This window comes from Rhodanobacter aciditrophus, assembly GCF_050026795.1.
Classification (GTDB): domain Bacteria; phylum Pseudomonadota; class Gammaproteobacteria; order Xanthomonadales; family Rhodanobacteraceae; genus Rhodanobacter_A.
Map to the genome: position 1 here is coordinate 420,729 of NZ_JALBWP010000012.1, position 24,581 is coordinate 445,309.

Sequence of the window (24,581 nt, forward strand, 5' to 3'; positions counted from 1 at the left end):
CTCAGCGGGCCTCCTGCATCAGCTTGGCAAACCGGTCGAACAGATAACCGATGTCGTGGGGGCCGGGACTCGCCTCCGGGTGGCCCTGGAAGCAGAACGCCGGGCGGTCGGTGAGTGCGAAGCCCTGCAGCGTGCCGTCGAACAGCGAGCTGTGGGTGACGCGCACGTTCGCCGGCAGCGTGGCCGGGTCCACCGCGAAGCCGTGGTTCTGGCTGGTGATCAGCACGCGACCGTCGTCGTGGTCCTTCACCGGATGGTTCGCGCCATGGTGGCCGAACTTCATCTTCAGCGTCTTCGCGCCCAGCGCCAGGCCCATGATCTGGTGGCCGAGGCAGATGCCGAACAGCGGTATCTTCGCGTCGAGGAACCGCTTGGTGGCTTCGATGGCGTAATCGCAGGCCGCCGGGTCGCCGGGACCGTTGGAGAGGAACACGCCGTCGGGCTTCATCGCCAGCACTTCGGCAGCAGGCGTCTGCGCCGGCACCACCGTGATGCTGCAGCCCTGCTCGGCGAGCAGGCGCAGGATGTTGTGCTTCACGCCGAAGTCGTAGGCCACCACCTTGAAGCGTCCGGCCGGCTGGTTGAAAGCCTGGCGGTCGAGGTCGTAGACGCCCGCATTCCACGCATAGGCCTTGTCGGTGCACACCACCTTGGCCAGGTCCATGCCGTTGAGGCCCGGGAAGGCGCGCGCCTTGGCCAGGGCGGCCTCGGCGTCGATCCGCTCGCCCGCGGCGATGCAACCGGCCAGGGCGCCCTTGTCGCGCAGGATGCGAGTGAGGCGGCGCGTGTCGATGCCGGCGATCGCCACGATGCCATGGCGCTTCAGGTAGTCCGGCAGGCTTTCCATGCTGCGCCAGTTGCTGGCCCGGCGCGGCACGTCGCGCACGATCAGGCCGGCGGCATGCACCGTGCCGGATTCGACATCCTCGGCATTGCAGCCGGTGTTGCCGATGTGCGGGTAGGTCAGGGTGACGATCTGCCGGCTGTACGAGGGATCGGTAAGGATCTCCTGGTAGCCGGTCATGGCGGTGTTGAAGACCACCTCGCCGACGGTTTCGCCAGTCGCGCCCACGGCATGGCCGTGGAACACGCTGCCGTCTTCGAGGGCAAGCAGAGCGGGGATGGACATGAGAACCGCCTTTCGGGTGCAGCAAAGTCCGCAAGCCGCGCGAGGCAGGCTTGAGAACCTTGGAAGGGAGGACATTCGGGCGGGTCCCAATGATAGGCGCCGCGACGCCGACTGTCCACTTCGATCGAGGCAAAAGGCTGCACTTCCGTCAGCCTCCGTATTGCTGCCCGGCGCTACACTGCCGCGAATTTTCAGGGGAGTTAAGCCTGTTCATGAGTCCGGACGCCCTGCTCGATCCCGCGCGCCTCGATCGCCCGGACACCCTGGTGCGGCACGAACCGTTCCCCTTCATGGTCGCGCACGGCCAGTTGCCCGACGAGGCGCGCGGCGACCTGGATCGCGACTTCCCGCGCTACCCCAGCGCCGGTTTCTTTCCCTGGGACCCGGCCGATTGCGGCCCGTCGGTCAACGCGCTGGTCGAACAGCTCACCTCGCCTGCCTTTGCCGGACTGATCGGCCACCGGCTGGGCATCCCCGACCTCGGCAGGTACCCGACTCTGGTGACGCTGTGCCGGCTGCTGAACAAGCGCCACGGCACCATCCACACCGACAGCAGGTCCAAGGTGGCCACGGCCCTGCTCTACCTCAATCCGCAGTGGCCCGACACCAGCGACGGCTGCCTGCGCTTCCTCGACAAGGTCGACGACATCGACGCCACGCTGGCGCCCGAGCTGCCGCCGCTGTACGGCGAATTCGCGGTGTTCAAGCGCTGCGACAACTCCTTCCACGGCCACCTGCCCTACGAGGGTGAGCGCCGGGTGATCCAGGTGGCCTGGCTTACCAGTGAGGAGGAAAAACTGCGCAAGACCAGGCGCGGCAGGTTCTCCCGCCTGTTCAAGAAGCTGTTCGGCAAGCTGGACACGCGTTACGGCGCCGGTCGCGACCGCAACGCCGCGCATCCGGACTGAGAACCCGCCCGAACGAGCGTCTCAGCCGATGAAATGCCAGGCCACGGAAGCGGCGAACACGCCGTACAGCAGCCCCACCGGCAGCAGGTGGCGCGCATCCGTGCGGCCTCGCCGGAACAGCCGCCACAGGTAGACGATGGCGGCTGCGGTGAGTGCACCGGACACGATCAGCTGGGTATCGAACAGCCAGGGTGTGGCGAAGATCGCCAGCGCGCTGGGGACAGTCGCCTGAATCATCATCGCGCCGGAGATGTTGGCCAGCGCCAGCCGCTCCTTGCCCTGGCGCACCCAGATCAGCGCATTGAGCGTTTCCGGCAGCTCGGTCGCCACCGGACTCAGCAGCAACGCCACCAGGTGCGGGGGCAGCGCGAGGGCCGTCCCGATCGCCTCCAGCTGCCCCACGAACACCCGTGAGGCCGCGGCGATCACCGCCAGCGCGGCCACCGTCTGCACCAGCACCCAGCGCGTCGCCGGCTCGGCCTGCCGCGGACGCAACTTGAGCGGCTCCAGCACCTCCTCTTCGGGCGTACCGTCGTCGCTGCGCATCTCGCGCCATACGTACAACGCATAGGCCAGCAGGAACAGCACGCCCAACAGCGGCTTGAGCGCGAATGCCACCAGGCCCAGCCCCACCTTGACCGCAAAGATGGCCAGGAACCACGACTGGTCGTTCGCCAGGCGCTGATGGTCGACCCGCACCAGCCAGTCGTCGCGCCTGAGTCGTCGGCGATTGCCCCAGAGCGCGACGCCGACCACGGCGTAGGCGATCGTGGCCAGCACCAGCGGTCCGCCCATCGCCGCCCCCACACCGATGTCGCGCGCCGCGGGGTTGCTGCCGAAGACCACCGCGACGAAGGTCACCGCGCTCTCGGGCAAGGCAGTGCCGAACGCAGCGAGCACCGTGCCGGTGGCGGTCGCGCCGAGGCCGAGTTTGCGGCCCAGCCATTCGATGCCGTTGACGAAATACTCGCAGGCGAGATAGATCGCGCCGGCCGAGACCAGGAACAGGCAGAGGGTAAGCAGCATGGGATGTGCGGGGCCGGGCGAACGGTACGACCGATGGCACAACGGCACCGTTCGCCCGGCCGGGTGAACATGCCGCTGGCCAAAGGTCTCGCCGGGCAAGGCGCTGCCGGACGGCGACGCCTGCTGTCCGCACCATGGCGCCGCGGAAACGGCGACCAAGTCTGTTGATGCGGACGCCTCCGGGGACGAGGCTGGCTACTCCCCAATGACAGCCTGATGATGCTAGCGGATTCAGCGCGGCGACGCGAGCACGTCCTCCAGCCGCCAGTGTCCGGCCGCACGGCCGACCAGCCAGTGCGCTGCCTGCAGCGCGCCGCGCGCGAAGATCACGCGGTCGGTGGCGCGATGTCCCAGCTCCAGCCGTTCGCCCGGCGCGATCAGCAATGCCTGGTGCTCGCCCACGATGTCGCCGCCGCGCACCACCGCAAAACCGATGCTGCCAGGGACGCGCTCGCCGGTGCGCCCCTCGCGGCGGTAGACCGCGGCGGCATCCAGCGTGGTGTCGCGCGCCGCGGCGGCGGCCTGCCCCAGCGCCAGCGCGGTACCCGAGGGTGCGTCCTGCTTGCGACCGTGATGGGCTTCGACGATCTCCAGGTCCCAGTCCGGCAGCGCCGCAGCGGCCTCGCGCAGCAGCCGCGTGAGCAGCGCCACGCCCAGGCTGAAATTCGCTGCGCGCAGCAGCGCGATGCGTGCGCCGGCCGCGTCCAGCCGCGCCTGCAACGCCGGGTCGAGACCGGTGGTGCCGGTCACCAGCGGGATGCCGTGCGCGAGACAGTGATCCAGCGCCGCCGCCAGGCCGGCTGGGCCGCTGAAGTCGACCACCACGTCGAGCGCGGGCGCCTGCGACCAGCCGCGGGCGTAGCGCAAGGCATGTCCAGGCCATATCGCCTGGCCGTCATGTGCCGAGCCAGGCGACACCAGCGCGTACGCCAGCTCGAAACGGTCGTCCGTGCGCAACAGCGACAGCAGGGCCTGGCCCATCCGGCCGGAGGCACCGTTGATGGCGAGGCGGATCGGTGCGGAGGTCATGGCATGCATCCCGGCGCTGGCGGCAAATGGATGTCCAAACTAGCAGAGAGCGGCGCGGCCTAGGACGTCACCCGCGACCAGAACTGCTTCACGCCGTCGACCCAGTTCTTCGCGCGTGGCATGTGTTCCTCGGCCTTGCCTTCGTTGAAACTGGCTTCGAGCTGTTCGAACAGCTCGCGCTGCTGCTTGGTGAGGCGCACCGGGGTCTCCACCACCACGCGGCAGATCAGGTCGCCGGCACGGCCGCTGCGCACGGACTTCACGCCGCGGCCGCGCAGGCGGAAGGTCTGGCCGGTCTGGGTTTCCGGCGGGATGCTGATCGGCACCTCGCCGTCCAGCGTAGGCACCGGCAGTTCGGCGCCCAGCGCCGCCTGCGAGAAGCGGATCGGCACCTCGCAAAACAGGTCGTTGCCTTCGCGCTGGAAGATGCGGTGCTCGCGCACGTGCACTTCCACGTACAGGTCGCCGGCCGGCGCTCCGGCCGGGCCGGCCTCGCCCTGGCCGGTGAGGCGGATGCGGTCGCCGTTATCCACGCCGGCCGGGATCTTCACCGCCAGCGTGCGGGTTTCCTCGAGGCGCCCTTCGCCATGGCAGTGCTTGCACGGCTTCTCGATGGTCTGGCCGCTGCCGCTGCAATGCGGACAGGTCTGCTGGATCGAGAAGATGCCGTTCTGCATGCGGACGCGGCCATGGCCGTGGCAGGTCCGGCACTGCACGGTCCTGCCGTCGGCCGAGCCGCTGCCGTTGCAGTGGTGACAGTTGACCTGGGTGGGAATCTCGATCTTCTTGTCGACGCCGAACACGGCCTCCTCGAGATCGAGCTCCATGATGTAGCGCAGATCGGCGCCGCGGCGCGACTGGCGGCCGCGGCCGCCACCGAAGATGTCGCCGAAGATGTCACCGAAGATGTCGCCCATGTCGCCGAAGCCGCCGCCACCGCCGCGACCGCCCATGCCGCCCTCGAAGGCGGCGTGGCCGTACTGGTCGTACAGCGAGCGCTTCTGCGCGTCGGACAGCACCTCGTAGGCCTCCTTGGCCTCCTTGAACTTCTCCTGCGCGTGGGGATCGTCCGGACAGCGGTCCGGGTGGTATTTCATCGCCAGCCGGCGAAAGGACTTCTTGAGTTCGGCCTCGGTGACGGTGCGTTCGACACCCAGGACTTCGTAGTAATCACGCTTGCTCATTGCTCAATCCGCGATTCGATGCGCCGATCGGGAATGAACCAGATCGCTGCCACCGTGGCATACAGAAGACAGGACAGCCAGGGCGCCACGAACGCCAGCAGGATGCCACCCAGATACATGGCGACGGCGACCTTGCCTTTCCAGTCGCCGCCGATCGCCTGCGCCAGCAGCGAGGTCCTGCCGCCGTTCGCGCAGATCAGGCTGTATTGCAGCGGCAACCAGGCGATGGCGCACATCAGCAGCACGAAACCATAAACCGCCACCGGCAATCGTGCGAACTCGTTTTCGCCCATCCATCCCGTGGCCGCCGGCATCAGCGACAACCAGAACAGCAGATGCAGGTTGGCCCACAGCACGCGGCCATCCACCTTCCTGGCCGTGTGCAGGAAATGATGGTGGTTGTTCCAGTAGATGCCCACGTAGACGAAACTCAGGATGTAGCTGATGAACACCGGCCACTGCGCGGCCAGTACGCTCCAGCCGGCCCCGTGCGGCACCTTCAGCTCCAGCACCATGATGGTGATGATGATGGCCAGCACGCCGTCGCTGAAGGCTTCCAAGCGCCCCTTGCCCATCGCTTCCCCTTCAAACAGGAAAACGAGCGCCGCTCGCGCGGCGCCCGTTCCGGGTCAAGACAGCCTTACTTCTTGTCGTCCTTCACTTCGGTGAACTCGGCATCCACCACGTCGTCGGGCTGGGCCGAACCGTGCGGCCCGGCCTGCGCGCCGGCGTCGGCCGGACCGCCCTGGCCCTGGGCCGCGGCGTACAGCGCCTGCGCAGCCTGTTCCAGCTTGGCGATCTTCGACTCGATCAGCGCCTTGTCGTCGCCCTCCTTGGCCTTCTCCAGTTCCGACAGCGCTTCCTCGATGCTGCCGATCTGCGCACCAACCTTGCCGCCGTGCTCCTTCAGCGCGCTGCGCGTGGCGTGCACCAGCTGGTCGGCCTTGTTGCGGGTGCCCACCAGCTCGTGGAACTTCCTGTCCTCTTCCTTGTTCGCCTCGGCGTCGGCCACCATGCGCGCGATCTCCTCCTCGGAGAGTCCCGAGCCGGCCTTGATCTCGATCTTCTGCTCCTTGCCGGTCTTCTTGTCCTTGGCCGACACGTGCAGGATGCCGTTCGCGTCAATGTCGAAGGTCACCTCGATCTGCGGCATGCCGCGCGGTGCGGGGTCGATGCCGGTGAGGTCGAACTTGCCCAGCGACTTGTTCGCGTTGGCGCGCTCGCGCTCGCCCTGCAGCACATGCACGGTCACCGCGGTCTGGTTGTCGTCGGCGGTGGAGAACGTCTGCGCGGCCTTGGTCGGCACCGTGGTGTTCTTCTCGATCAGCTTGGTCATCACGCCGCCCATGGTCTCGATACCCAGCGAGAGCGGGGTGACGTCGAGCAGCAGCACGTCCTTGACCGAACCGCCCAGCACGCCGCCCTGGATCGCGGCGCCCACGGCCACGGCCTCGTCCGGGTTGACGTCCTTGCGCGGTTCCTTGCCGAAGAAGTCCTTCACCGACTCCTGCACCTTCGGCATGCGGGTCTGGCCACCGACCAGGATCACCTCGTCGATGTCGGACACCCGCAGGCCGGCGTCGTTGAGCGCGGTGCGGCAGGGATCGATGGTGCGCTTGACCAGGTCTTCCACCAGCGCTTCCAGCTTGGCGCGGGTGAGCTTGATGTTGAGGTGCTTCGGACCGGAGGCATCGGCCGTCACGTACGGCAGGTTCACCTCGGTCTGGTGGCTGGAGGACAGCTCGATCTTGGCGCGCTCGGCGGCGTCCTTCAGGCGCTGCAGGGCCAGCGGATCCTTGCGCAGGTCGATGCCCTGGTCCTTGTTGAACTCGTCGACCAGGTAGTCGATGACGCGCTTGTCGAAGTCCTCGCCGCCGAGGAAGGTGTCGCCGTTGGTGGCCAGCACCTCGAACTGCTTCTCGCCGTCGACTTCCGCGATCTCGATGATCGACACGTCGAAGGTGCCGCCGCCCAGGTCGTACACCGCGATCTTGCGGTCGCCGCCCTTCTTGTCCAGGCCGTAGGCCAGCGCTGCCGCGGTCGGCTCGTTGATGATGCGCTTGACTTCCAGGCCCGCGATCTTGCCGGCGTCCTTGGTGGCCTGGCGCTGGCTGTCGTTGAAGTAGGCAGGCACCGTGATCACCGCCTCGGTGACCGGCTCGCCGAGGTAGTCCTCGGCGGTCTTCTTCATCTTCATCAGCACCTTGGCCGAGATCTCCTGCGGCGCCATCTTCTTGCCGTCGGAGGTCTGCACCCAGGCGTCGCCGTTGTCGTGCGCGACGATGCCGTAGGGCACGATGTGCAGGTCCTTCTGCACCTCGGCGTCGGTGAACTTGCGGCCGATCAGGCGCTTCACCGCATAGAACGTGTTCTTGGGATTGGTCACGCTCTGGCGCTTGGCCGGCGCGCCCACCAGCACTTCGCCGTCCTTGCTGAAGGCCACGATGGACGGCGTGGTGCGATCGCCCTCCGCGTTCTCGATGACCTTGGCGGTGCTGCCGTCCATCACGGACACGCAGGAATTGGTCGTACCCAGGTCGATGCCGATGATCTTGCCCATGTGCTTAGCTCCCGAATCTCGTATGCGGCCCCACGACCGCGCAATGGTTTCCCAGATGGGGCCCGCGTGCGGCGAATCAATGCCGACGGGGCTCCGGATGCGTCGCGTTCAGCGCCGCGAGGTTCAGTCCTTCGCCACGGCGACCAGCGCCGGGCGCAACAGGCGGTCGTTGAGCACGTAGCCCTTCTGCAGCACGCTGACCACGGTACCGGCCACGGTGCCGGGCGCCTCGACCATGCTGACCGCGTGGTGGCGCTCCGGGTCCAGCGGCTGGCCCAGCGGATCGACCTGCGCCAGACCGTGGTTCTCGCCCACCTTGAGCAGGGACTTCAGCGTCAGGCCCAGACCCTCGCGCATCGCCGCCACGTCGGCGGTTTCCACTGCCAGTCCGCTTTCCAGCCCGTCGAACACCGGCAGCAATTCGTTCAGCAGCTTCTCGTTGGCGAAACGCCGGGCCTGCTCCAGGTCGCGATGCAGGCGACGGCGCTGGTTCTCGATCTCGGCCTTCTCGCGCAGCACGGTCTCGCGCAACTCCGTGTTGCTGGTCTCCAGCTCGGCCACGCGGGCCTTGAGCGCCGCCAGGTCGGCCTGGGCAGCCGCGTCGGCGGCATTAGCGTCGGGCGCCGCCTGGGGCGCCTGCGGGTCGTTGTTCTGCATGCAATGACTCCAAACCTCGTCCATGGCCGGCGTGCGGCGCCGACCGGTCCAGTATCCGCGGGCTATCCCGCTCCCCGCGACGGTTATGAGGCCGTCGCGACGCGATTCAAGGCATCGCTGAGCAGGCCGGCGGTGGCCTGCACCACCGGAATCACCCGCTCGTAGGCCATGCGTGTGGGGCCGATCACGCCGACCGCGCCCAGCATGCGCCCCTGCGCGCCGTAGCTGGCGGTCACCACGCTGCAACCATCCAGTGCGGCGAAACCCGATTCCTCGCCGATGAACAACCGCACGCCGGGCGCCCGCGCGCACGACTCCATCAGCTGCAGCAGCTCGTTCTTCTGCTGGAACGCTTCGAACAGCTCGCGCAGGCGCTGCAGGTCGGCCAGTTCGGCATAACCCATCAGGTTGGTCTGGCCGCTGACCAGCACCTCGTCGCCGCCGGCCTGCGGCGCGAACGAGGCGGTGGCGAGTTCGGTGGCGGAGGCGACCAGGCGGTTCAGCTCGCTGCCCGCCGCGCGCAACTCGGCCAGGAGGTGGGCGCGGATATCGTCCACGCGCAGGCCCGCGCAATGCGCGTTGATGTAATTGGCCGCCTGCTCCAGCTCGCGCCCGTCCAGCGGTTTGGCCAGCTGTACCACCCGGTTCTGCACCTGGTTGTCCGAGAACACCAGGATCACCAGCACCCGCGCGTCGGGCAGCGGCACGAAGTCGATGTGGCGCAGCGGGAAGTCGGCCTGCCGCGGCACGGTCACCACGCCGGCGAAATGGGTCATCGCCGAGAGCAGGGTCGAAGCGTTGCCGAGCAGATCGCGCGTGGTGGCCTGCCCCGGCGGCAGCTCGCGCTGCAGGCGCGCCAGTTCCTCGCGCGGCAGCGGCTGCAGCTCGATCAGGCTGTCCACGAACAGGCGCAGGCCACGCGGCGTGGGGATGCGCCCCGCCGAGGTATGCGGCGAGGCGACCAGACCGGCCTCTTCCAGGTCGGCCATGATGTTGCGGATCGTCGCCGGGCTCACGTCCAGCCCCGACGAACGCGACAGCGTGCGCGAGCCCACCGGTTCGCCATCGACCAGGTACTGCGCAATCAGGCTGCGCAGGAGGCGCCGCGTGCGTGCATCGAGTTCGTGGCCGTGGAGACGGGACATGCGCTGCCGTAGCAAGGAATGAGACGACAAAGAGATAAGGTCTGCCGGCCCGCCATGCAAGCCGGCGGGCATCGATCAGGCCGGCATTGTAGCGGCAGGCCTGCCGTTACAATCGCCCGACCTTCCCCGGACTGCCGCCAGCCCGCCATGCTCACTTCGCTCCACGTCCGCCAATTCGCCGTCGTCGAACAAGCCGAAGTCGACTTTGGCGCCGGCCTCACCGTGGTCAGCGGCGAAACCGGCGCCGGCAAGTCGCTGCTGGTGGACGCGCTGTTGCTGCTCGCCGGCGCCCGCGCCGACAGCGGGATGGTGCGCACAGGCAGCGACCGCGCCGAACTGTCCGCCGAATTCGACCTCGCCGCCCTGCCCGAAGCACGCGCCTGGCTGGCACAGGAGGAACTGGACGACGGCGAAGCCTGCCAGTTGCGCCGCGTGATCCGCGCCGAGGGCAGCTCGCGGGCCTGGATCAACGGCCGCCCGGCCAGCGCCGGCCAGCTCGCCGAACTGGCCGGCCTGCTGGTGGAGATCCACGGCCAGCACGAGCACCAGGCCCTGCTTTCGCGCAGCCACCAGCTGGCCCTGCTCGATGCCTTTGCGGGCCACGAGGCGTTGGCCCTGCAGGTGCGCGAGCTGGCCGTGCAATGGCGCGAGCTGGGCGCACGCATCCGTCGCCTGAGCGGCGGCGAGGATCGCGAGCAGCGGCTGGAACTGCTGCGTCACGAACTGGAAGAACTGGAGCAGTGGGCACTGTCGCCCGCCGAACTGGCCGAGCTGGAAGCCAGCCACCGGCGCCTTGCCAATGCCGGCCGACTCGCCGAGGGCGCGGCCGGCGTGGTCGAGCTGCTCGACGGCGACAGCGAGTTCGCGCTGCGTCGCGCGCTGGGCCGCGCCCACGCCGAACTGGGCAAGCTGGCCACGCTGGACGACTCCCTCCATCCCGCGCTGGAGCTGCTGGACAACGCAGCGATCCAGCTGGGCGAGGCTGCCGACACGCTGGGCCGCTACGCGCAGGACATCGACCTCGATCCCGCGCGTTTTGCCGAAGTCGACGCCCATCTCGCCCGCCTGCACGAACTGGGCCGCCGCCACCGCCTGCCGATCGCCGAGCTGCACGACAAGGCCGCTTCGCTGCGCAACGAGCTGGCCGAGCTGGAAGGCGCCGGCGAGGCGCTGGAACGGCTTGCCGCCCAGCGCAGCCACACCCGGGCGGACTACGACAAGGCCGTCGCCGCGCTGGGCAAGTCGCGCCGCAGGGCCGCGGACAAGCTGGGCAAGGAAGTCAGCGCGCTGATGGCCGAACTCGGCATGGCCGGTGGCGTGCTGCAGGTCGAGCTCGAACCAAGCGAGGGCGAGGAACCCGACCCGCAAGGCCGCGAGCGCTGTGAATTGCTGGTCAGCGCCAACCCCGGGCAGCCGCCGCGTGCGCTGCGCAAGGTCGCCTCCGGCGGCGAACTGGCGCGTATCAGCCTTGCCATCGAGGTCGCCACGCTGGGCAAGGACAGCATCGGCACCATGGTGTTCGACGAGGTCGACAGCGGCATCGGCGGCGCGGTCGCCGAGGTGGTGGGCCAGAAACTGCGTGCGCTGGGCGGCCGGTGCCAGGTGCTGTGCGTCACCCACCTGCCCCAGGTCGCCGCGCAGGGCCACGCGCATCTGTACGTCAGCAAGCACAGCGACGATGGCCACACCCGCACACGGATCCAGTCGCTGGACGCCGAGGGTCGCCGCGACGAGCTGGCGCGCATGCTGGGCGGCGTGGAGATCACCCGCGAGACCCGCGCCCACGCGAAGCAGATGCTCGAACGCGCCCAGGCCTAGCCGGTGGCCGGCAACAAACCGCGCTCGCTGGCCATGCGGTACAACTCCAGTTCCGAGCCGGCGTTGAGCTTGCCCATCACGCTGGCCCGGTGGATGTAGACCGTCTTCTGGCCGATGCCGAGCTCAGCCGCCACCTGCTTGGGCGTCTTGCCGCAGGCCAGCAGCAGGAACACCTCGTGCTCGCGGGCGGTGAGGCGGTGCAACGGGTCGAGCGCGGATTCCGGCTGCTCGGCGCGGCGCTGGCGCAGGTCGGAACTCAGGAACTGCTCGCCATGCATCACCGCGCGCAGCCCCGCCACCAGTTCCTCCGGCGCCACGCCCTTGGTGACGTAGCCGCTGGCGCCGCGGCGCAGCGCCTCGGACACGTAAGGTTCGCCGTCGTGCATGCTCAGCACCACGATGCGCGTATCCGGCGCCACGCTGCGCAAGTGCTCGATCAGCGGCAAGCCGCTGCCGTCGGGCAGGGACAGATCCAGCGCCACCAGGTCGGGGCGATGCTGGCTCACCGCCTCCACCGCATCGTCGGCGCTGCGGCACTCGCCCACCACCTTGAGATCGGGCTCCAGCCCGATCAGCCGCTTGAAACCTTCGCGCACGATGGCGTGGTCGTCGACCAGGACAATGCTGTACATGGGCCTACTGTATACGGAGCAGGACCGGTGTGCGCCAGCACAGCCGGACGCCCGTGTACCATCCCCGGATGCGCCTGACACCGTTCCGCCCGCTGCACTCCGGCCCCTTGCTCGGCGTGCTCTACGTGTTGCTGTGGCTGCTGCTGTGGCCCACCACGCAGTCGTACTGGATGCTGCCCTACGGCCTGCGCTTCGGCGCGCTGCTGCTGTTGCCCATGCGCAGCTGGGGCTGGCTGATCGGGGCGGAACTGGTCGCTTCCGCCGGCATGAACCTCCGCGCGGGCCTGCCGATGGGCTGGAGCGGCTACTTCCTGGGCGAACTGCCCGAGCCGCTGGTGACCGCAGCTGGCCTGTGGCTGCTGCGCCGGCTGAACCCTCATGCAGGCGCGAACCTGCACAACCCGCAGGAAACCGCCCGCCTGCTGCTGGCCGCGATCCTTGTAGTGCTCTGCACCTCCGCGGTGGATGTGGGTCTGCTCAGGGTGATCCACACCGCCACGGCCGAGGATGCGCTGATCCACCTGCTGGGCAAGGAGCTGCTGGGTGGCTATCTCGGCGTGCTGCTGGTGGTACCGGTGATGGTATTGCTGTTGCGTGCCCCGCCGGATCGACACGCGATGGCCGGCCTGCTGCTGGACGGCCTGCAGGTGATGCTGCCGGCGATGGCCATCCTCGCGCTGCTGTCCGAACAGGCGTCGTCGCAGCCGCAGTTCGCCCGCGCGCTGTCGCTGGCACCGGTGTTGTTCTTCGCCTTCCGCCACGGCTGGCGCGGCGCCGGCCTGGCCATGATCGTCTCCGGCCTCGGCATGACCTGGTTGGACCAGCGGCTTGCCCACGAACCCTCGGCGGCCGGCTACCTGTTCCTGGCCGTGGCCGGTACGGGCACCCTGATGCTCGGCTCCGCCACCGACGCACTGCGGCGCAGCAAGCTGCGGGTGGCGGAACAGAACACCCACCTCGCCGCGGTCAACCGGCGCCTGGACCAGTTGGCACGGCAGCTGCGCGCCGCTGCCCGCGGCAACCTGCAGGCCGACGAAAACCAGCGCCGGCACCTTGCCGCCGAACTGCATGACGAACTGGGCCAGAACATCACTGCGATCCAGACCCACGTGAAACTGGCGCAGGCACGCCTGCGACAAGCCGGGCTGGAGGACATCGGTGCCTCGATCAACGGCATCCTCGCCCACATGCGGCGGGCCCTGCATCGGCTGCTGGACGACCTGCGCCCTGCCGTGCTGGATGAGTTCGGCCTGCTGCGCGCGCTGGACGAGGGCCCCATCCGCGACCTGCTGAACGCCGCGGGCATCAGTTACCACACGGAACTGCGCGGCGACCCGCGCCTGCTCGACGACGACACGCGCACCACGATCTACCGGCTGGCGCAGGAAAGCGCCACCAACGCCGTCAAGCACGCCCGGGCCAGCGAGTTCCGCCTGCGCCTGCGCATTGGCGAGCGGCATGGCACGACACTGGCCCTGCTCGACCTGCGCGACAACGGTATCGGCCTACCCGAGCGCCTGCCGCGCGGCGGGCGCGGGCTGCAGGGCATGCGCGATCGGGTGACCTCGCTGGGCGGGTTGTTCCGGCTGCGACCGGTGCCGCACGGCGTGCACCTGCGTGTATTGCTGCGAAGCAACATCGAATCGCCTGTCACAAGTCGGAATACCTAGGAAATTTTCCGATACACAGACCGTAAAAGCCTCGTTACGATCCATTCATCGATGTGGGGGAGCCGCCATCGTGAGATGGCGTACCGGAGTCCTCGTGGGGACGGTGACTCCGGAGAGATGGCAGGACGCCATCTGGTCGTTACCTTGGACGCGCACGGCCCGAGCGAGCAATTCGCCCTGCCGGACGTCCAGTCAGGTACCGAGGCAATCGCGAGGTGGACAGGAGTCCTTCCTCGCGATTTTTTTGTGCTCGCCATTCCGCTCGTCCCGCCAGCAACACCACTGCCGATGCGAAGCCCGGCCATCGTTCCGGCGATCGTTGTTTCGCCCGTGAATCAGCCTGCGTCGACTGGCGCGACGCCCGGGGTGCCGGGTCAGGCCTTGCGCGCGCGATGCTTGGGGCGCACGTACAGCACCAGGCTGTGATCCTCGATCACGTAGCCATGGCGGGCGGCGATCTCGTGCTGCAGGCGCTCGATCTCCTCGCTGACGAACTCGATCACCTTTCCGCTGTCCACATCGATCATGTGGTCGTGGTGCCGGCCGCGGTCGAGTTCGTAGACGGCCTGGCCGCCCTCGAAGTTGTGCTTGATGATGATGCCCGCCGCCTCGAACTGGGTCAGCACGCGGTACACCGTCGCCAGGCCGATGTCCTCCTGATGGGCGAGCAGCTTCTTGTAGACGTCCTCGGCGGTGAGGTGGTTGCCCTCCTCCTCGTCGAAGATCTGCAGGATGCGCATGCGCGGATGGGTCACCTTGAGTCCGACCCGGCGCAGCTCCTTGGTTTCCTGTTCCATCGTTGCCACCTCACCCCGGCGCGGCGATGCCGAACCGGTAGTGTATCATCCGACACCTTCACGATCTGGACGCGACACGCATGCAAAAGCTGATTTCCCTGCCGGTTGTCGCCGTGCTGGCGCTTGCCGTTTCCGGCTGCCATCTGGTCTACACGCCGGATGTGCGCCAGGGCAACCTGCTCGACAAGACCATCGACCAGAAGGCGGTGGATCAGCTCAAGCCCGGCCTGACCAAGCGCCAGGTGCTGCTGCTGCTGGGCACGCCCTCCGTGACCTCGCCGTTCGACCAGAGCCGGTGGGACTACACCTCCACCTATTCGCACCGCGGCGGTCCGATGCAGGTCAGCACGATGACCCTGTACTTCGACAACGACACGCTGGCGCGTGTCGAGGGCAGCCCCTTCCTCGAGAGCAACAAGAACCTGCTCAAGGAAAGCAAGAAGTTCCACGTCGACTACCCGGTCAACGAGGCAAAGGGCGACAAGGACATCAAGGGCAAGGACGACAAGGATTCCGGCGGCGCCGCCGGCAATCCCCCCGCTGGCAATCCCGCCGGCGGCGGCAGTCACTGACCAGACTCAGGCCTCGCCGGCCCGTCGCCGACGCGCGGCCATCGGATCCAGTGCGAGCGGCCGGTAGATTTCCACCCGGTCGCCGTCGCGCAGCACCTGGTCCTCGCCGACACGGCGCGAATGGATGCCCAGCTGCAGCGGCCTCGGCAGGTTTGCCGGCAGTTCCTGCAGCCAGCCCGCTGCCTCGACCGCCTGCATCGCGGTGCTGCCCACCGGCAGCGAAACGCAGCGACGCCACAGGCGCCCCGTTCCGGCATGCACCACTTCCACCTGGATCGCCGGCTCAGCCATACACTTGGTCCGCGGCGCGACAGAAGTCGTCCACCATGCGGTTCGCAAGGCTCTGGAAACCGAGCTTGAGCACACTGCCGCCGATGCGCCCGGCGTAATCGAAATCCAGCTCCAGCGCCACCCTGCAGCCGTCCTCACCCAGCGCGGTGAAGCTCCACAGGCCATCCAGCGAGCGGAACGGGCCGTCGACCAGGCGGATGTCGATGCGCCGCGGGCGCTCGGCGGTGTTGCGCGTGGTGAAGCTGTGCCGGAGGCCGGCGAAATGCAGGTCGAGTCGCGCCACCAGCAGATTGTCCGCACGCTCGATCACGGTGACCGACGAGCACCATGGGAAGCGCTTTGGGTATGCTTCCACCGCATCGACCAGGTCGAACATCTGTTCCGGCGAGTGTCGCACCAGTGCGCTGCGGCGAATCTCGATCACGGTATCCTCTTGGGCTTGTGCATTCGTCCCTGGATGCGAAGATCAGGTGAGCGCCCATCCATGAACGCGCTCGGTAGTCATTGCATTCGTCCATGAATGTGAGGATCAAACGCGCATCCATCCGTGGATGCACGCGCGGTTTATGCATTCGTCCATGAATGCGAAGGTCAAGTGAGCGCCCATCCATGGGCGCACTCTTATACTTATCAAATAAGGCGTCGCTCCGATGGGCGACAGGCAATGCGGCCGCCCAGTGCCGGCAGTTTAGCGGACATGGCCAAGAGCAAGGACAAGGACACCACCAAGGGCACCGGCACCATCGCGCTGAACAAGCGCGCCCGTTTCGAGTACCACATCGACCAGCGTTACGAGGCCGGCATCGCGCTGCAGGGCTGGGAGCTGAAGGCGCTGCGCGCGGGCCGGATCAACTTCGGCGACGGCTATGCGATCGTGATCAAGGGCGAGATCTTCCTGGTCGGCGCCTCGATCCCGCCGCTGATCAGCGCTTCCACCCACGTGATCGCCGAGGACCGGCGCACGCGCAAGCTGCTGCTGCACCGCAAGGAGATCGACCAGTTGATCGGCGCGGTGGAGCGCAAGGGCTACACCCTGGTACCCACCGCGATGTACTGGAAGAACGGCAAGGTCAAGGTGGAAATCGGCCTGGCGCGCGGCAAGCAGGAGCACGACAAGCGCGATACCGAGAAACAGCGAGACTGGCAGATCGAGAAGCAGCGCACGATGCGCTCGCACAACCGCCAAGCGTAGCCCCGGCCCGAGAGCGCAGCGGCCCGCTTCCGGGAGCTGACGTTCCCGCTGGGCGACGCGCCCATTCGCGTCTCGACCGCGCCGGCGAGGCATATGCCTCGCCGGCGCGGCTGCTCAATGGGTGTCGACGGGCTTCTGCCCCACCTTCTGCAGGCCGGCGTCCAACGCCGCCAGTTCGCTCGTCTGCAAGGCATGCCATTCGGCCAGCGTGGCGCCCAGCGTCTTCGACAGCAGCGCATAGGACGCCCGCGCATCCGCGCCGGGATCGGCGTCCGCGCCATCCACCGCCTGCTCCAGCTTCATCAGGTTCATCGACAGCGCGCGCAGGCTGTCGACGCGCTTCGGCGGTGTGCCCATCGAATTGCGCGGATCGGGATGGGCCACCACACCGGACACATCGGCAATCTTGCCGGCCACGGATTCGATGCGCGCACGGGTGGCCGCATCGGCATGCGCCTCGCGCGCCTCCAGCGACTTCAAGCGGGCCGTGGCTGCCTGGGTGGCCTCCGCCGCCTGCACGGCGGCATCTTCCACCTGGCGGGCCAGCACGAACTGGCGTTGGTAGGCGGCGGCCGGCAGGTGCACGCGCGGGTCAGGCTGCACGCTCAGCGGCTGGCGCAGGCGGTGGCCGTCGACGTCGAGCTCCACGCTGTACTGTCCCGGCGGCGCCCACACGCCGTCCTTCTGCGGCTGACGAGCCTTGTCGGCGCCGGGCCGCGGATAGCGCAGGTTCCACACGAAGCGGTGCATGCCCGGCGCGGTGGACAGCCGCATCGGCATCGGTACCCATTCCGGTGCGATCGCCAGCTTGGCCGGGTCGGGCGCGGCGGACTTCTCGGCGCTGCTGTAGCTGCGTACCAGCTGGCCTTGCGCATCACGCACGGTGAGCGTCACCGGACCGTGTACGCCGGCGGGGAGCAGGTAATCAATGACCGCGCCGTCGGGCGGGTTCGCCGCCATCGGCTCGTCCTTGGGAAACGGCGTGCCGGTGAAGCCGGCCGGCCGCACGCGCAGTGCCACCGCGGGCTTGAACAGGGTGGCCGTCTCCGCGTGTACGTCGACCAGCTGCCGCAGCGCGGTGACGTCATCCATGATCCAGAAGCCGCGGCCGTGGGTGGCGATCACCAGGTCGTCGCCGTGCACGTCGATGTCGCGCACCGAGGTCATCGGCAGGTTCTGCTGCAGCGGCTGCCAATGCGCGCCGTCGTCGAACGAGACGTACATGCCGCGCTCGGTGCCGGCGTAGAGCAGGCCGCGCCGCTGCGGGTCCTCGCGCACCACGTTGACGAAGCTGTCGCGGGGAATGCCGCTGTCGATGCGCGCCCAGCTCTTGCCGCCGTCGGCGGTGCGGTAGATATAGGGCGTGTCGTCGTCGAGGCGGTGGCGGTCGACCGCAAGGTAGGCCACGCCCGGATCGAAGTGCGAGGGCTCGATGCCGGCCACCTTGGACCACGGCGTGAGCGCCTTCGGCGTGATCGGCTGCCAGTGCGCGCCGTCGTCGGTGCTGCGCCAGACCAGGCCGTCATCGGTGCCCACCCACAACGTCTTCGCGTCCAGCGGCGAGGGTGCGATGCTGTAGATCACGCCGCGACGCTTGCTCACGTGGCTGTCGTCGGCCGCGGTGGGCGCATCGAGGTTGGACGGGGTGCCGGCATCCTCACGGGTGAGGTCGGGGCTGATCGGCGCCCAGTGGTCGCCGCCGTCGGTGGTGCGGAACAGGCGCTGGTTGGCGAAGTACAGCGTCCGCGTGCCGCGCTTGGAGAAGCTCAGCGGCAGCGTCCATGCGCCGCGGTAGTGCGCCAGCGGATAGGCCAGCGTGGGATCGACGCTGCGCACCTGCTCGGTGCGCGTGTCCAGCTTTTCCACGGCGCCGCCGTAGACGATGTGCGGATCGTCCGGGTCGGGTGCGATCATGCCGCTCTCGCCGCCGGGGGTGATCTCGTGGAACTGTTCCATGGTGATGCCGTCGCCGCTGCCGCTGCGGCTGGGCAGCGCCACCGCACCGGAATCCTGCTGTGCGCCGTACACCCAGTACGGGAAGCGGTTGTCGGTGCTGACGTGGTAGATCTGCGCGGTGGGCTGGTTGTACCAGCTGCTCCAGGTCTTGCCGCCGTTGAGTGTGACCAGGGTGCCCTGGTCCACGCCGAGGATCTGCCGGTCGGAATCGGTGGGGTCGATCCACAGTGCGTGGAAGTCGTCGCCGGTGGGGTCGCCCTTCAGCGCGATGAAGTGCGCGCCACCATCGTCCGAGCGCAGCACGATGGTGTTCATCACGTAGACGCGGTCGGCGTCCTTCGGGTCCGCCGTGATGCCGCCGAAGTACCAGCCACGCTGCCACAGGCGCTGGTCGCCGGTGACGTGCTTCCAGTGCGCGCCCGCGTCGTCGGAACGGTAGAGGCCACCTTCACCGTCACCGGCGTCCACCAGCGCGTAGACGCGATCCGGCCGCGCCGCCGAGGTCGCCAGGCCGATGCGGCCCGGATGTGCGGGAAAGCCGTTCCCCTGCACCTGGCTCCAGTGCGCGCCGCCATCGTGCGACACGTACAGGCCGCTGCCCGGACCGTTCGAGGGCGGATACACGCTCCACGGCGGCCGGCGGGTCTGCCACAGCGCGGCATAGATCGTGTCCGGATCGCCGGGCTTGAACGCGAGGTCGATCGCGCCGGTGTCGTCGTTCTTGAACAGCGCCTTGGTCCAGGTCTTGCCGCCGTCGCGGCTGCGGAACACGCCGCGTTCGGCGTTCGGCCCGTAGGCATGGCCGAGGGCGGCCACGTACACCACGTCCGGATTGCGCGGATCAACCAGGATCCTGCCGACCTGGTAACTGTCCGCCAGCCCGATGTGCGTCCAGTGGCTTCCTCCGTCCACGCTCTTGTACATGCCGTTGCCATGGGCGATGTCCGAGCGCATGTCGGCTTCGCCGCTGCCCACGTAGATGACCTTGGGGTTCGAAGGTGCCACGGCCAGCGCGCCGATCGAGCCCACCGGCTCGCTGTCGAAGATAGGCTGCCAGGTGCGTCCCGCATCCTGCGTGGCCCACACGCCGCCGTCCACCGCGCCGAAATAGAAATGCCGCGCATCGCCTGGGATGCCGGACACCGCCAGCACCCGGCCGCCACGGAACGGTCCGATCATCCGCCACTGCAGCGCCTGGTACGACGAAGGCGCCACCGTGGCCTGCGCGGCCCAGGTGACCGCGGCTCCAAGGACAAGCACAGCAAGGCGGCGCGGCAGACGCATGATCGATTTCCCCTGGGGATGGGCAAGGCCAAAAGAAAACTGTGGGCGTGATGCTGCGCGAGGCTCAAGGGCCAGAAGTCATGGAGGATCCGTCATGGGGAGCTCGTCACGGCGCTGTCGAAGAACCAGCGCGCCCCGACGTCCCCTCAGGCAGGCTCCAGATATCCAGCACGCCGCTGGTGGCGTGCCCGTTGGCATTGCCTTCGGGAAGGATTATCTCGCCCTGCAGGACAATGGGGCTGTTCCAGTGTCCCGGACCGCAGGGCAGCGTGGCGACACGCTTGCCCGAAGCAGCCTCGTAGACGTTCAGGCCACCCTCACGGGCGTAGACGAACAACAGGTCATCCGCCTCGAACGGACTGGTGCCGCCGGTGCCGTTCTTCCACTTTTCCCGCAGCCGGCCGTTTTCCAGTTCCCAGGCCGCCGTGCCTCCGTTGTCGGCGGCGAACATCCAAGTCTGGCCACCGTGCTGCCATACCGCTGGCTGGGTGAACAGGTCGGTGCCGCTGGGCGTGCTGACGATCTGCAGCTCGTGGCCCTTGTGGGGAGTCGTGCCGGCCATGGCCTTGCGGCTGAGCAGGCGGATCTTGCCGTCCTTGCCGCCCTGGGCGATCAGGTCGCTGCCGAGCAGCACGGGCGAAGTCGATCCCAGGTCGAGATCCTGGTCGTTCAATTCGTCGGTGTTGGCCGGGGCGTAGTTGCCCCGCATCTTCGTGACGCCGGCACCGAGCTCGATTACCGCGTCGCCCCAGTCGGTCGTGCCGTTCCAGTCGGCATTGCCGGTGGCGACGAAGATGTCGCCGCTGCGTGGATCGATCACCGCACCGGCGCGCCCCCAGATGGCCGAGTCGCTGTGCGGACACGAAGCCGGCTGCAGCAGGCCGGAGCGTTGACTGCACAGCGAGTTCCACACCGCGAGCAGCTTGCCCGAGCCACCGTCGAGCGCGACGACGTGGCCCTGGTAGGGCGGCCGATCGCCGATGTAGCCCGCCGTGACGGCAATCACGCGGCCCCGGAAGAATTTCAGCGGCGAATCCATCTTCTCGCGCGACGGCAGCCGGGTGATGGCGGTGCGCCAGACGACGTGGCCGTCGCCGACGGCGAGTTTCTGGACATGGCCATCGGGCGATGCGGCATAGATCGACTGCCGGGAGGGATCGGCCACGGGAGTGGAGTTGGTGATCTGCCGCGTGCCCGCCAGCGCCTTGTAGTCAGGCGGCGTGTACTCCCACAGCACGGCGCCGCTGTGGGCGTCCAGCGCCAGCGTCTTGCCGTAGGTGGTGGTGACGAAGATGGCGTCGTGGCGGGCCCCGCGGATGGCGACGCCATGCAGGTAAATGGGGCTGGCGTCCACGGTGCCGTCCAGCCTGACCTGGCGCCGCACGAGTCCGGCGACGTTGGCCGCGGTGATGCCGGTGGGCTGCGAGTTCGCGCTGGTGCTTTCCACGTTGCCGCCGAACATCGGCCAGTCCTGCGGCGGCAGGCTCTGGGCAGCCGCCGCGGTCACGCCCACGCCAAGCAGCAAGGCAACGGCGATCCGGCATCCCCGGGATGGGCGCGCCAACGCGAAAGCATCTGCAAGTCTCTTCATGGCTTCACGAACCGCAGCGTCATCCGGTCCGATTCGCCGACCGCCTGCATCGCCGCATGCTCGCTGACCGGGCCGGCGAGATCGGGTGGCAGGCGGTGCACGTTCACGTCCTCGGGGTCCTTCGGGTTCGCGTTGACCTCCGAAGCGCCGTCGAGGCGGAAGCCGGCGTGGAGGCCCAACGTGATCAGGTAATCCTCCGGCAGGCGATGCAAGGCCTTGCTGCTTTCCTGTGCGTCGGCGAACGGCTTCGCACGATGCTCGGTGATGCCGAACACGCCACCCGGCTTGAGCACGTCGTAGGCCGCCTTGAACACCGCGGCCAGGGCATCGGGACTGCGGTTGAGCCAGTCATGGGTATTGCGGAAGGTGAGCACCATGTCGGCCGACCCCGGCGTCCCGAGCGCGACCTGCGCTGGCGGCTTGAACGGCAACACCTGTGCAAAGTGGCCGAACACCGCCGGATCGGCCTGCATCCGCGCCATGAACGCGGGCGACGGCGACGGCGCCTCGACCAGATGGCCGTGCTCACGCAGGAACGGTGCGAGGATCTCGGTGTACCAGCCGCCGCCCGGTGCCAGTTCCACGACGGTCATGTCCGGCCGGATGCCGAAGAACTGCAGTGTCTCGAGCGGATGGCGGTAGCGGTCGCGCGCCTTGTTCGCGGTGGATCGCCAGCTGCCGTCCACGGCCTTCTGCAGGGCAGCCGTGCTCGCCGACGACGTGGGAGCAGGCGAGGCAACCGCAATGCCGGGCAACAGCACCGAGGCCAGCACGATCAGCAGCTTGCGGATTCGACGCGACATGACGCAACCCTCCCGATGCGGAGCGCCCAGCGTACTCCCGCACACGCAGCTTCGCGTCGAGAGCACGTCATGGCCCAGCGTCTGGCCTATGGCGATACGGCCTGGAATGCGCGATAACGCTGCGCTCTCCCCCCACGGCAAATCCTCGATGCCGCGTCGCGCCGCCCTGCCCTTCGCCCTTGCCTGCGCCCTCGCACTGCCCGCTTTCGCGGCTGCCGCGCGACAGGCCGACACGACACCGGACCACGCCACACCCACGCCGCAGTCCGTCACCAACCTGCCGCGCGTCGACGTGCACGGCTACGACTGGCGCCGCTACGTGGCGGCCAAGCTCAGGCACCAGATGGCGGAAGTGGCCGGCACGAAGATCACCGTGACGAAGAAGACCACGGTCACCCACCTCGACCTGCAGCCCACCGTGATCGGCAACAACCTGGAGCAGCTGCTGGCGCGCTCGCCCGGCGTGCTGGTCTCGCAGCAGCCCACGCCCACCCAGTTCAACCTCGGCTACCGCGGCCTCGGCAATCCGCAGGAATCGGAATACGTGCTGGTGATGCAGGACGGCATTCCGCTGGAGAGCGACTGGATCGGCTTCCCCACGCTGTACGTGATGCCGCTGGCGCAGAGCCTCTCCGAGGTGCAGCTGATCCGCGGCGGCTCCAGCCTGCTGTACGGGCCGGAACCCGCCCCCGTGATCAACCTGGTCACGAAGCGGCCCAAGCCTGGCACTCCGTTCTCGGCCAGCACCGGGCAGGTGGTGGGCAACCACGGCCTGTACTCCACCTACAACACGCTCGAGGGCAGCGGCGGCGCGTGGACCTTCCGCTTCGATGCCGCCTACGTGCGCAGCGACGGCACGCGGCCGAACGCGCAGTCGCAGATGCGCCAGGCTGACTTCTACCTGGAATACCGCCCCAGCGACAGGAATCTCTGGTGGCTGGACCTGCATGCGACCGCCGCCGACTCCGGCGACGCAGGCCGCCTCGGCTATCCGCAATGGCAGGCCGATCCGCGCGCCACGCCCACGCCGTGGAACCGCGACTGGGTGGACCGCGACCAGCTGGTGCTGGGCCACACCCGCGAGTTCGGCGACGGCTGGCGGCTCACCGGCAAGCTGTGGTTCGCGTACCAGGACCTCGCCAGCCGCGCGGCGAGCGGCGCACTGGCACCGCTGCCGCCACCCGCCAGCACCACGTTGCAGGACGAACAGTTCCGTACCCAAGGACTGGACCTGCGCGTGCGCAAGGCCTGGGGTCACGGCAACGCGTTCACTGCGGGCACGGTGCTGTTCCACGGTAGCGACCCGTTCCGCCAGTGGAGCAGTCCCGACCTCTACGTCGACCGCCACGACCGCAGCGGCACGCCGCGCCTGCGCCAGGCGCGCAGCTCCGATTACTACGCGGTGTTCGCCGAGAACGTGTTCCGCCTGCCGCACGAGATCCACGTCGTGCCCTCGGTGCGGCTGGAGCGCGAACGCGTGGCGGTGGACGAGACGGTGCGCCCGCCCTTCCTCAGGCGGCCGCTGATCCACGAGGCCGACGCGCGCACCGTGCCGCTGTTCGGCCTCGGCATCGGCAACGACTTCGGCCACGGCAACGAGACCTATCTCAATGTCTCGCAGGGCTGGCGACCGCTGCGCTATTTCGACATGGCCTCGCCGTTCGCCAACGTCGTGCCCGGCCACGCGCCCGATCCGTCGAAATCGCTGTCGTGGGAAGCCGGCGTGCACGGCGTGCCCGCCACCGGCCTGTACTACGACGCCAGCCTGTTCTGGATCGACTTCCGGAACCGCATCGAGGCACGGCACATCAACGCCACCGACGTGATCGAGGTGAACACCGGCGACACGCGCAGCCGCGGATTCGAAGGCCAGCTCAGCTACGACTTCCTCGCGCCCACCGCGCGGGCCGCGCGCGGCGAGCACCTGGAGGCGTTTGCCAGCGTGAGCCTGCTCGACGCGAAGTTCACCGCCAGCACGATTCCCGGCCAGGTAGGCAAGGTGCCGGCCTACGCGCCACGCTACCTCGCCAAGGCCGGCCTCTCCTGGCGCGTGGAGCAGCGCGTGAAGCTCAGCCTCACCGCGGTCTCGTCGGCGGCGCAGTACTGGCAGGACTCTGACCAGCCGCTGGGCAGCGGCGCCAGCTACCTGCCGGCGCGCATCCCCGCCTGCACCGTGCTCGACCTCGCCGGCGACTGGCAGCTCAACCGCCACGTGAAGCTGCTGGCCGGCATCAGCAACCTCGCCGACCGCCGCTACTACGACCGCGTGTGGCAGACCGGCCTGGAGCCGGCCTACGGGCGCTCCTGGTACACCGGCGTGCAGCTCAAGCTCTGATT

The 24,581-nt window shown here is 68.4% G+C and carries 21 protein-coding genes and 1 riboswitch; of the genes, 6 read left to right on the forward strand and 15 right to left on the reverse strand.

All coding sequences use genetic code 11. From position 1 onward, the window contains the following. Position 1 precedes the first annotated feature (1 nt). Positions 2 to 1,129 (reverse strand): glutamine-hydrolyzing carbamoyl-phosphate synthase small subunit, encoded by a 1,128-nt coding sequence (gene carA / locus ACQGNW_RS14950; protein WP_426664017.1) that lies wholly within the window; start codon positions 1,127 to 1,129, stop codon positions 2 to 4. A gap of 212 nt (positions 1,130 to 1,341) precedes the next feature. Between carA and ACQGNW_RS14955 the strand changes: the two genes are divergently transcribed. Next, positions 1,342 to 2,037, forward strand: a complete 696-nt coding sequence (locus tag ACQGNW_RS14955; protein WP_426664018.1) for a 2OG-Fe(II) oxygenase — start codon at positions 1,342 to 1,344, stop codon at positions 2,035 to 2,037. A gap of 21 nt (positions 2,038 to 2,058) precedes the next feature. On the opposite strand, the gene ACQGNW_RS14960 is transcribed toward ACQGNW_RS14955, so the two are convergent. From ACQGNW_RS14960 to hrcA, 7 genes are all read right to left on the reverse strand, one after another. Beyond that, positions 2,059 to 3,063 carry a sodium:calcium antiporter gene (locus ACQGNW_RS14960; RefSeq protein ID WP_426664019.1) on the reverse strand — a complete coding sequence of 335 codons (1,005 nt, stop codon included), beginning with the start codon at positions 3,061 to 3,063 and terminating at the stop codon, positions 2,059 to 2,061. Between the two features lie 65 nt (positions 3,064 to 3,128). Next, positions 3,129 to 3,279: riboswitch (yybP-ykoY riboswitch) on the reverse strand. A 15-nt stretch (positions 3,280 to 3,294) separates the two neighbouring features. Then, positions 3,295 to 4,092: a 4-hydroxy-tetrahydrodipicolinate reductase gene (gene dapB / locus ACQGNW_RS14965; protein ID WP_426664020.1), complete on the reverse strand. Its 798-nt coding sequence runs from the start codon at positions 4,090 to 4,092 to the stop codon at positions 3,295 to 3,297. Positions 4,093 to 4,151: 59 nt separating this feature from the next. Then, positions 4,152 to 5,276: a molecular chaperone DnaJ gene (gene dnaJ, locus ACQGNW_RS14970; RefSeq protein ID WP_426664022.1), complete on the reverse strand. Its 1,125-nt coding sequence runs from the start codon at positions 5,274 to 5,276 to the stop codon at positions 4,152 to 4,154. Continuing rightward, positions 5,273 to 5,851: a TMEM175 family protein gene (locus tag ACQGNW_RS14975; RefSeq protein ID WP_426664023.1), complete on the reverse strand. Its 579-nt coding sequence runs from the start codon at positions 5,849 to 5,851 to the stop codon at positions 5,273 to 5,275. The genes dnaJ and ACQGNW_RS14975 overlap by 4 nt, the downstream gene beginning before the upstream one ends. 65 nt (positions 5,852 to 5,916) lie before the next feature. Beyond that, positions 5,917 to 7,836, reverse strand: a complete 1,920-nt coding sequence (gene dnaK, locus ACQGNW_RS14980; RefSeq protein WP_426664024.1) for a molecular chaperone DnaK — start codon at positions 7,834 to 7,836, stop codon at positions 5,917 to 5,919. Between the two features lie 123 nt (positions 7,837 to 7,959). Continuing rightward, positions 7,960 to 8,493: a nucleotide exchange factor GrpE gene (gene grpE, locus ACQGNW_RS14985; RefSeq protein ID WP_426664025.1), complete on the reverse strand. Its 534-nt coding sequence runs from the start codon at positions 8,491 to 8,493 to the stop codon at positions 7,960 to 7,962. 83 nt (positions 8,494 to 8,576) lie between these two features. Further along, positions 8,577 to 9,638, reverse strand: coding sequence for a heat-inducible transcriptional repressor HrcA (hrcA, locus tag ACQGNW_RS14990; protein ID WP_426664026.1), 1,062 nt, complete (start codon positions 9,636 to 9,638; stop codon positions 8,577 to 8,579). Positions 9,639 to 9,785: 147 nt separating this feature from the next. Between hrcA and recN the strand changes: the two genes are divergently transcribed. Beyond that, positions 9,786 to 11,456, forward strand: coding sequence for a DNA repair protein RecN (gene recN / locus ACQGNW_RS14995; protein WP_426664027.1), 1,671 nt, complete (start codon positions 9,786 to 9,788; stop codon positions 11,454 to 11,456). Here the strand turns inward: recN and ACQGNW_RS15000 are convergent. Beyond that, on the reverse strand, positions 11,453 to 12,088 hold the full coding sequence (locus ACQGNW_RS15000) for a response regulator transcription factor (RefSeq protein ID WP_426664028.1): 636 nt from the start codon (positions 12,086 to 12,088) through the stop codon (positions 11,453 to 11,455). The two genes, recN and ACQGNW_RS15000, sit on opposite strands and share 4 nt — an antisense overlap. A gap of 68 nt (positions 12,089 to 12,156) precedes the next feature. On the opposite strand from ACQGNW_RS15000, the gene ACQGNW_RS15005 reads away from it, so the two are divergent. Further along, complete coding sequence (locus ACQGNW_RS15005; protein WP_426664029.1) at positions 12,157 to 13,758, forward strand: MASE1 domain-containing sensor histidine kinase; 1,602 nt, start codon at positions 12,157 to 12,159, stop codon at positions 13,756 to 13,758. 374 nt (positions 13,759 to 14,132) lie between these two features. Here the strand turns inward: ACQGNW_RS15005 and fur are convergent, their stop codons facing one another. Then, complete coding sequence (gene fur / locus ACQGNW_RS15010) at positions 14,133 to 14,555, reverse strand: ferric iron uptake transcriptional regulator (RefSeq protein WP_426664030.1); 423 nt, start codon at positions 14,553 to 14,555, stop codon at positions 14,133 to 14,135. Between the two features lie 80 nt (positions 14,556 to 14,635). Here fur and ACQGNW_RS15015 point away from each other — a divergent pair, with 80 nt between their 5' ends. Beyond that, entirely contained in the window at positions 14,636 to 15,127 is a 492-nt protein-coding gene (locus ACQGNW_RS15015) for an outer membrane protein assembly factor BamE (RefSeq protein ID WP_426664031.1), read from the forward strand. Between the two features lie 6 nt (positions 15,128 to 15,133). On the opposite strand, the gene ACQGNW_RS15020 is transcribed toward ACQGNW_RS15015, so the two are convergent. Both ACQGNW_RS15020 and ACQGNW_RS15025 read right to left on the reverse strand, forming a co-directional pair. Then, positions 15,134 to 15,418, reverse strand: a complete 285-nt coding sequence (locus ACQGNW_RS15020) for an RnfH family protein (protein ID WP_426664032.1) — start codon at positions 15,416 to 15,418, stop codon at positions 15,134 to 15,136. Further along, positions 15,411 to 15,842, reverse strand: coding sequence for a type II toxin-antitoxin system RatA family toxin (locus ACQGNW_RS15025; protein WP_426664033.1), 432 nt, complete (start codon positions 15,840 to 15,842; stop codon positions 15,411 to 15,413). The genes ACQGNW_RS15020 and ACQGNW_RS15025 overlap by 8 nt, the downstream gene beginning before the upstream one ends. 273 nt (positions 15,843 to 16,115) lie before the next feature. Here ACQGNW_RS15025 and smpB point away from each other — a divergent pair, with 273 nt between their 5' ends. Continuing rightward, entirely contained in the window at positions 16,116 to 16,610 is a 495-nt protein-coding gene (gene smpB / locus ACQGNW_RS15030) for an SsrA-binding protein SmpB (protein WP_426664034.1), read from the forward strand. Between the two features lie 114 nt (positions 16,611 to 16,724). On the opposite strand, the gene ACQGNW_RS15035 is transcribed toward smpB, so the two are convergent. The 3 genes from ACQGNW_RS15035 to ACQGNW_RS15045 all read right to left on the reverse strand — a co-directional run bounded on the left by ACQGNW_RS15035 (position 16,725) and on the right by ACQGNW_RS15045 (position 22,244). After that, complete coding sequence (locus ACQGNW_RS15035; RefSeq protein WP_426664035.1) at positions 16,725 to 19,850, reverse strand: WD40/YVTN/BNR-like repeat-containing protein; 3,126 nt, start codon at positions 19,848 to 19,850, stop codon at positions 16,725 to 16,727. 106 nt (positions 19,851 to 19,956) lie between these two features. Beyond that, positions 19,957 to 21,441, reverse strand: coding sequence for an outer membrane protein assembly factor BamB family protein (locus ACQGNW_RS15040; protein ID WP_426664037.1), 1,485 nt, complete (start codon positions 21,439 to 21,441; stop codon positions 19,957 to 19,959). After that, complete coding sequence (locus ACQGNW_RS15045; RefSeq protein ID WP_426664038.1) at positions 21,438 to 22,244, reverse strand: class I SAM-dependent methyltransferase; 807 nt, start codon at positions 22,242 to 22,244, stop codon at positions 21,438 to 21,440. Before ACQGNW_RS15045 ends, ACQGNW_RS15040 begins: the two co-directional genes overlap by 4 nt. 148 nt (positions 22,245 to 22,392) lie before the next feature. On the opposite strand from ACQGNW_RS15045, the gene ACQGNW_RS15050 reads away from it, so the two are divergent. Further along, positions 22,393 to 24,579 (forward strand): TonB-dependent receptor family protein, encoded by a 2,187-nt coding sequence (locus ACQGNW_RS15050; RefSeq protein ID WP_426664039.1) that lies wholly within the window; start codon positions 22,393 to 22,395, stop codon positions 24,577 to 24,579. The last annotated feature ends 2 nt before the right edge of the window (positions 24,580 to 24,581 follow it).

Coding starts and splice junctions, on each gene's coding strand:
- carA (WP_426664017.1), bottom strand. CDS start 1,129: ATGTCCATCCCCGCTCTGCTTGCCCTCGAAGACGGCAGCGTGTTCCAC.
- ACQGNW_RS14955 (WP_426664018.1), top strand. CDS start 1,342: ATGAGTCCGGACGCCCTGCTCGATCCCGCGCGCCTCGATCGCCCGGAC.
- ACQGNW_RS14960 (WP_426664019.1), bottom strand. CDS start 3,063: ATGCTGCTTACCCTCTGCCTGTTCCTGGTCTCGGCCGGCGCGATCTAT.
- dapB (WP_426664020.1), bottom strand. CDS start 4,092: ATGACCTCCGCACCGATCCGCCTCGCCATCAACGGTGCCTCCGGCCGG.
- dnaJ (WP_426664022.1), bottom strand. CDS start 5,276: ATGAGCAAGCGTGATTACTACGAAGTCCTGGGTGTCGAACGCACCGTC.
- ACQGNW_RS14975 (WP_426664023.1), bottom strand. CDS start 5,851: ATGGGCAAGGGGCGCTTGGAAGCCTTCAGCGACGGCGTGCTGGCCATC.
- dnaK (WP_426664024.1), bottom strand. CDS start 7,836: ATGGGCAAGATCATCGGCATCGACCTGGGTACGACCAATTCCTGCGTG.
- grpE (WP_426664025.1), bottom strand. CDS start 8,493: ATGCAGAACAACGACCCGCAGGCGCCCCAGGCGGCGCCCGACGCTAAT.
- hrcA (WP_426664026.1), bottom strand. CDS start 9,638: ATGTCCCGTCTCCACGGCCACGAACTCGATGCACGCACGCGGCGCCTC.
- recN (WP_426664027.1), top strand. CDS start 9,786: ATGCTCACTTCGCTCCACGTCCGCCAATTCGCCGTCGTCGAACAAGCC.
- ACQGNW_RS15000 (WP_426664028.1), bottom strand. CDS start 12,088: ATGTACAGCATTGTCCTGGTCGACGACCACGCCATCGTGCGCGAAGGT.
- ACQGNW_RS15005 (WP_426664029.1), top strand. CDS start 12,157: ATGCGCCTGACACCGTTCCGCCCGCTGCACTCCGGCCCCTTGCTCGGC.
- fur (WP_426664030.1), bottom strand. CDS start 14,555: ATGGAACAGGAAACCAAGGAGCTGCGCCGGGTCGGACTCAAGGTGACC.
- ACQGNW_RS15015 (WP_426664031.1), top strand. CDS start 14,636: ATGCAAAAGCTGATTTCCCTGCCGGTTGTCGCCGTGCTGGCGCTTGCC.
- ACQGNW_RS15020 (WP_426664032.1), bottom strand. CDS start 15,418: ATGGCTGAGCCGGCGATCCAGGTGGAAGTGGTGCATGCCGGAACGGGG.
- smpB (WP_426664034.1), top strand. CDS start 16,116: ATGGCCAAGAGCAAGGACAAGGACACCACCAAGGGCACCGGCACCATC.
- ACQGNW_RS15035 (WP_426664035.1), bottom strand. CDS start 19,850: ATGCGTCTGCCGCGCCGCCTTGCTGTGCTTGTCCTTGGAGCCGCGGTC.
- ACQGNW_RS15040 (WP_426664037.1), bottom strand. CDS start 21,441: ATGAAGAGACTTGCAGATGCTTTCGCGTTGGCGCGCCCATCCCGGGGA.
- ACQGNW_RS15045 (WP_426664038.1), bottom strand. CDS start 22,244: ATGTCGCGTCGAATCCGCAAGCTGCTGATCGTGCTGGCCTCGGTGCTG.
- ACQGNW_RS15050 (WP_426664039.1), top strand. CDS start 22,393: ATGCCGCGTCGCGCCGCCCTGCCCTTCGCCCTTGCCTGCGCCCTCGCA.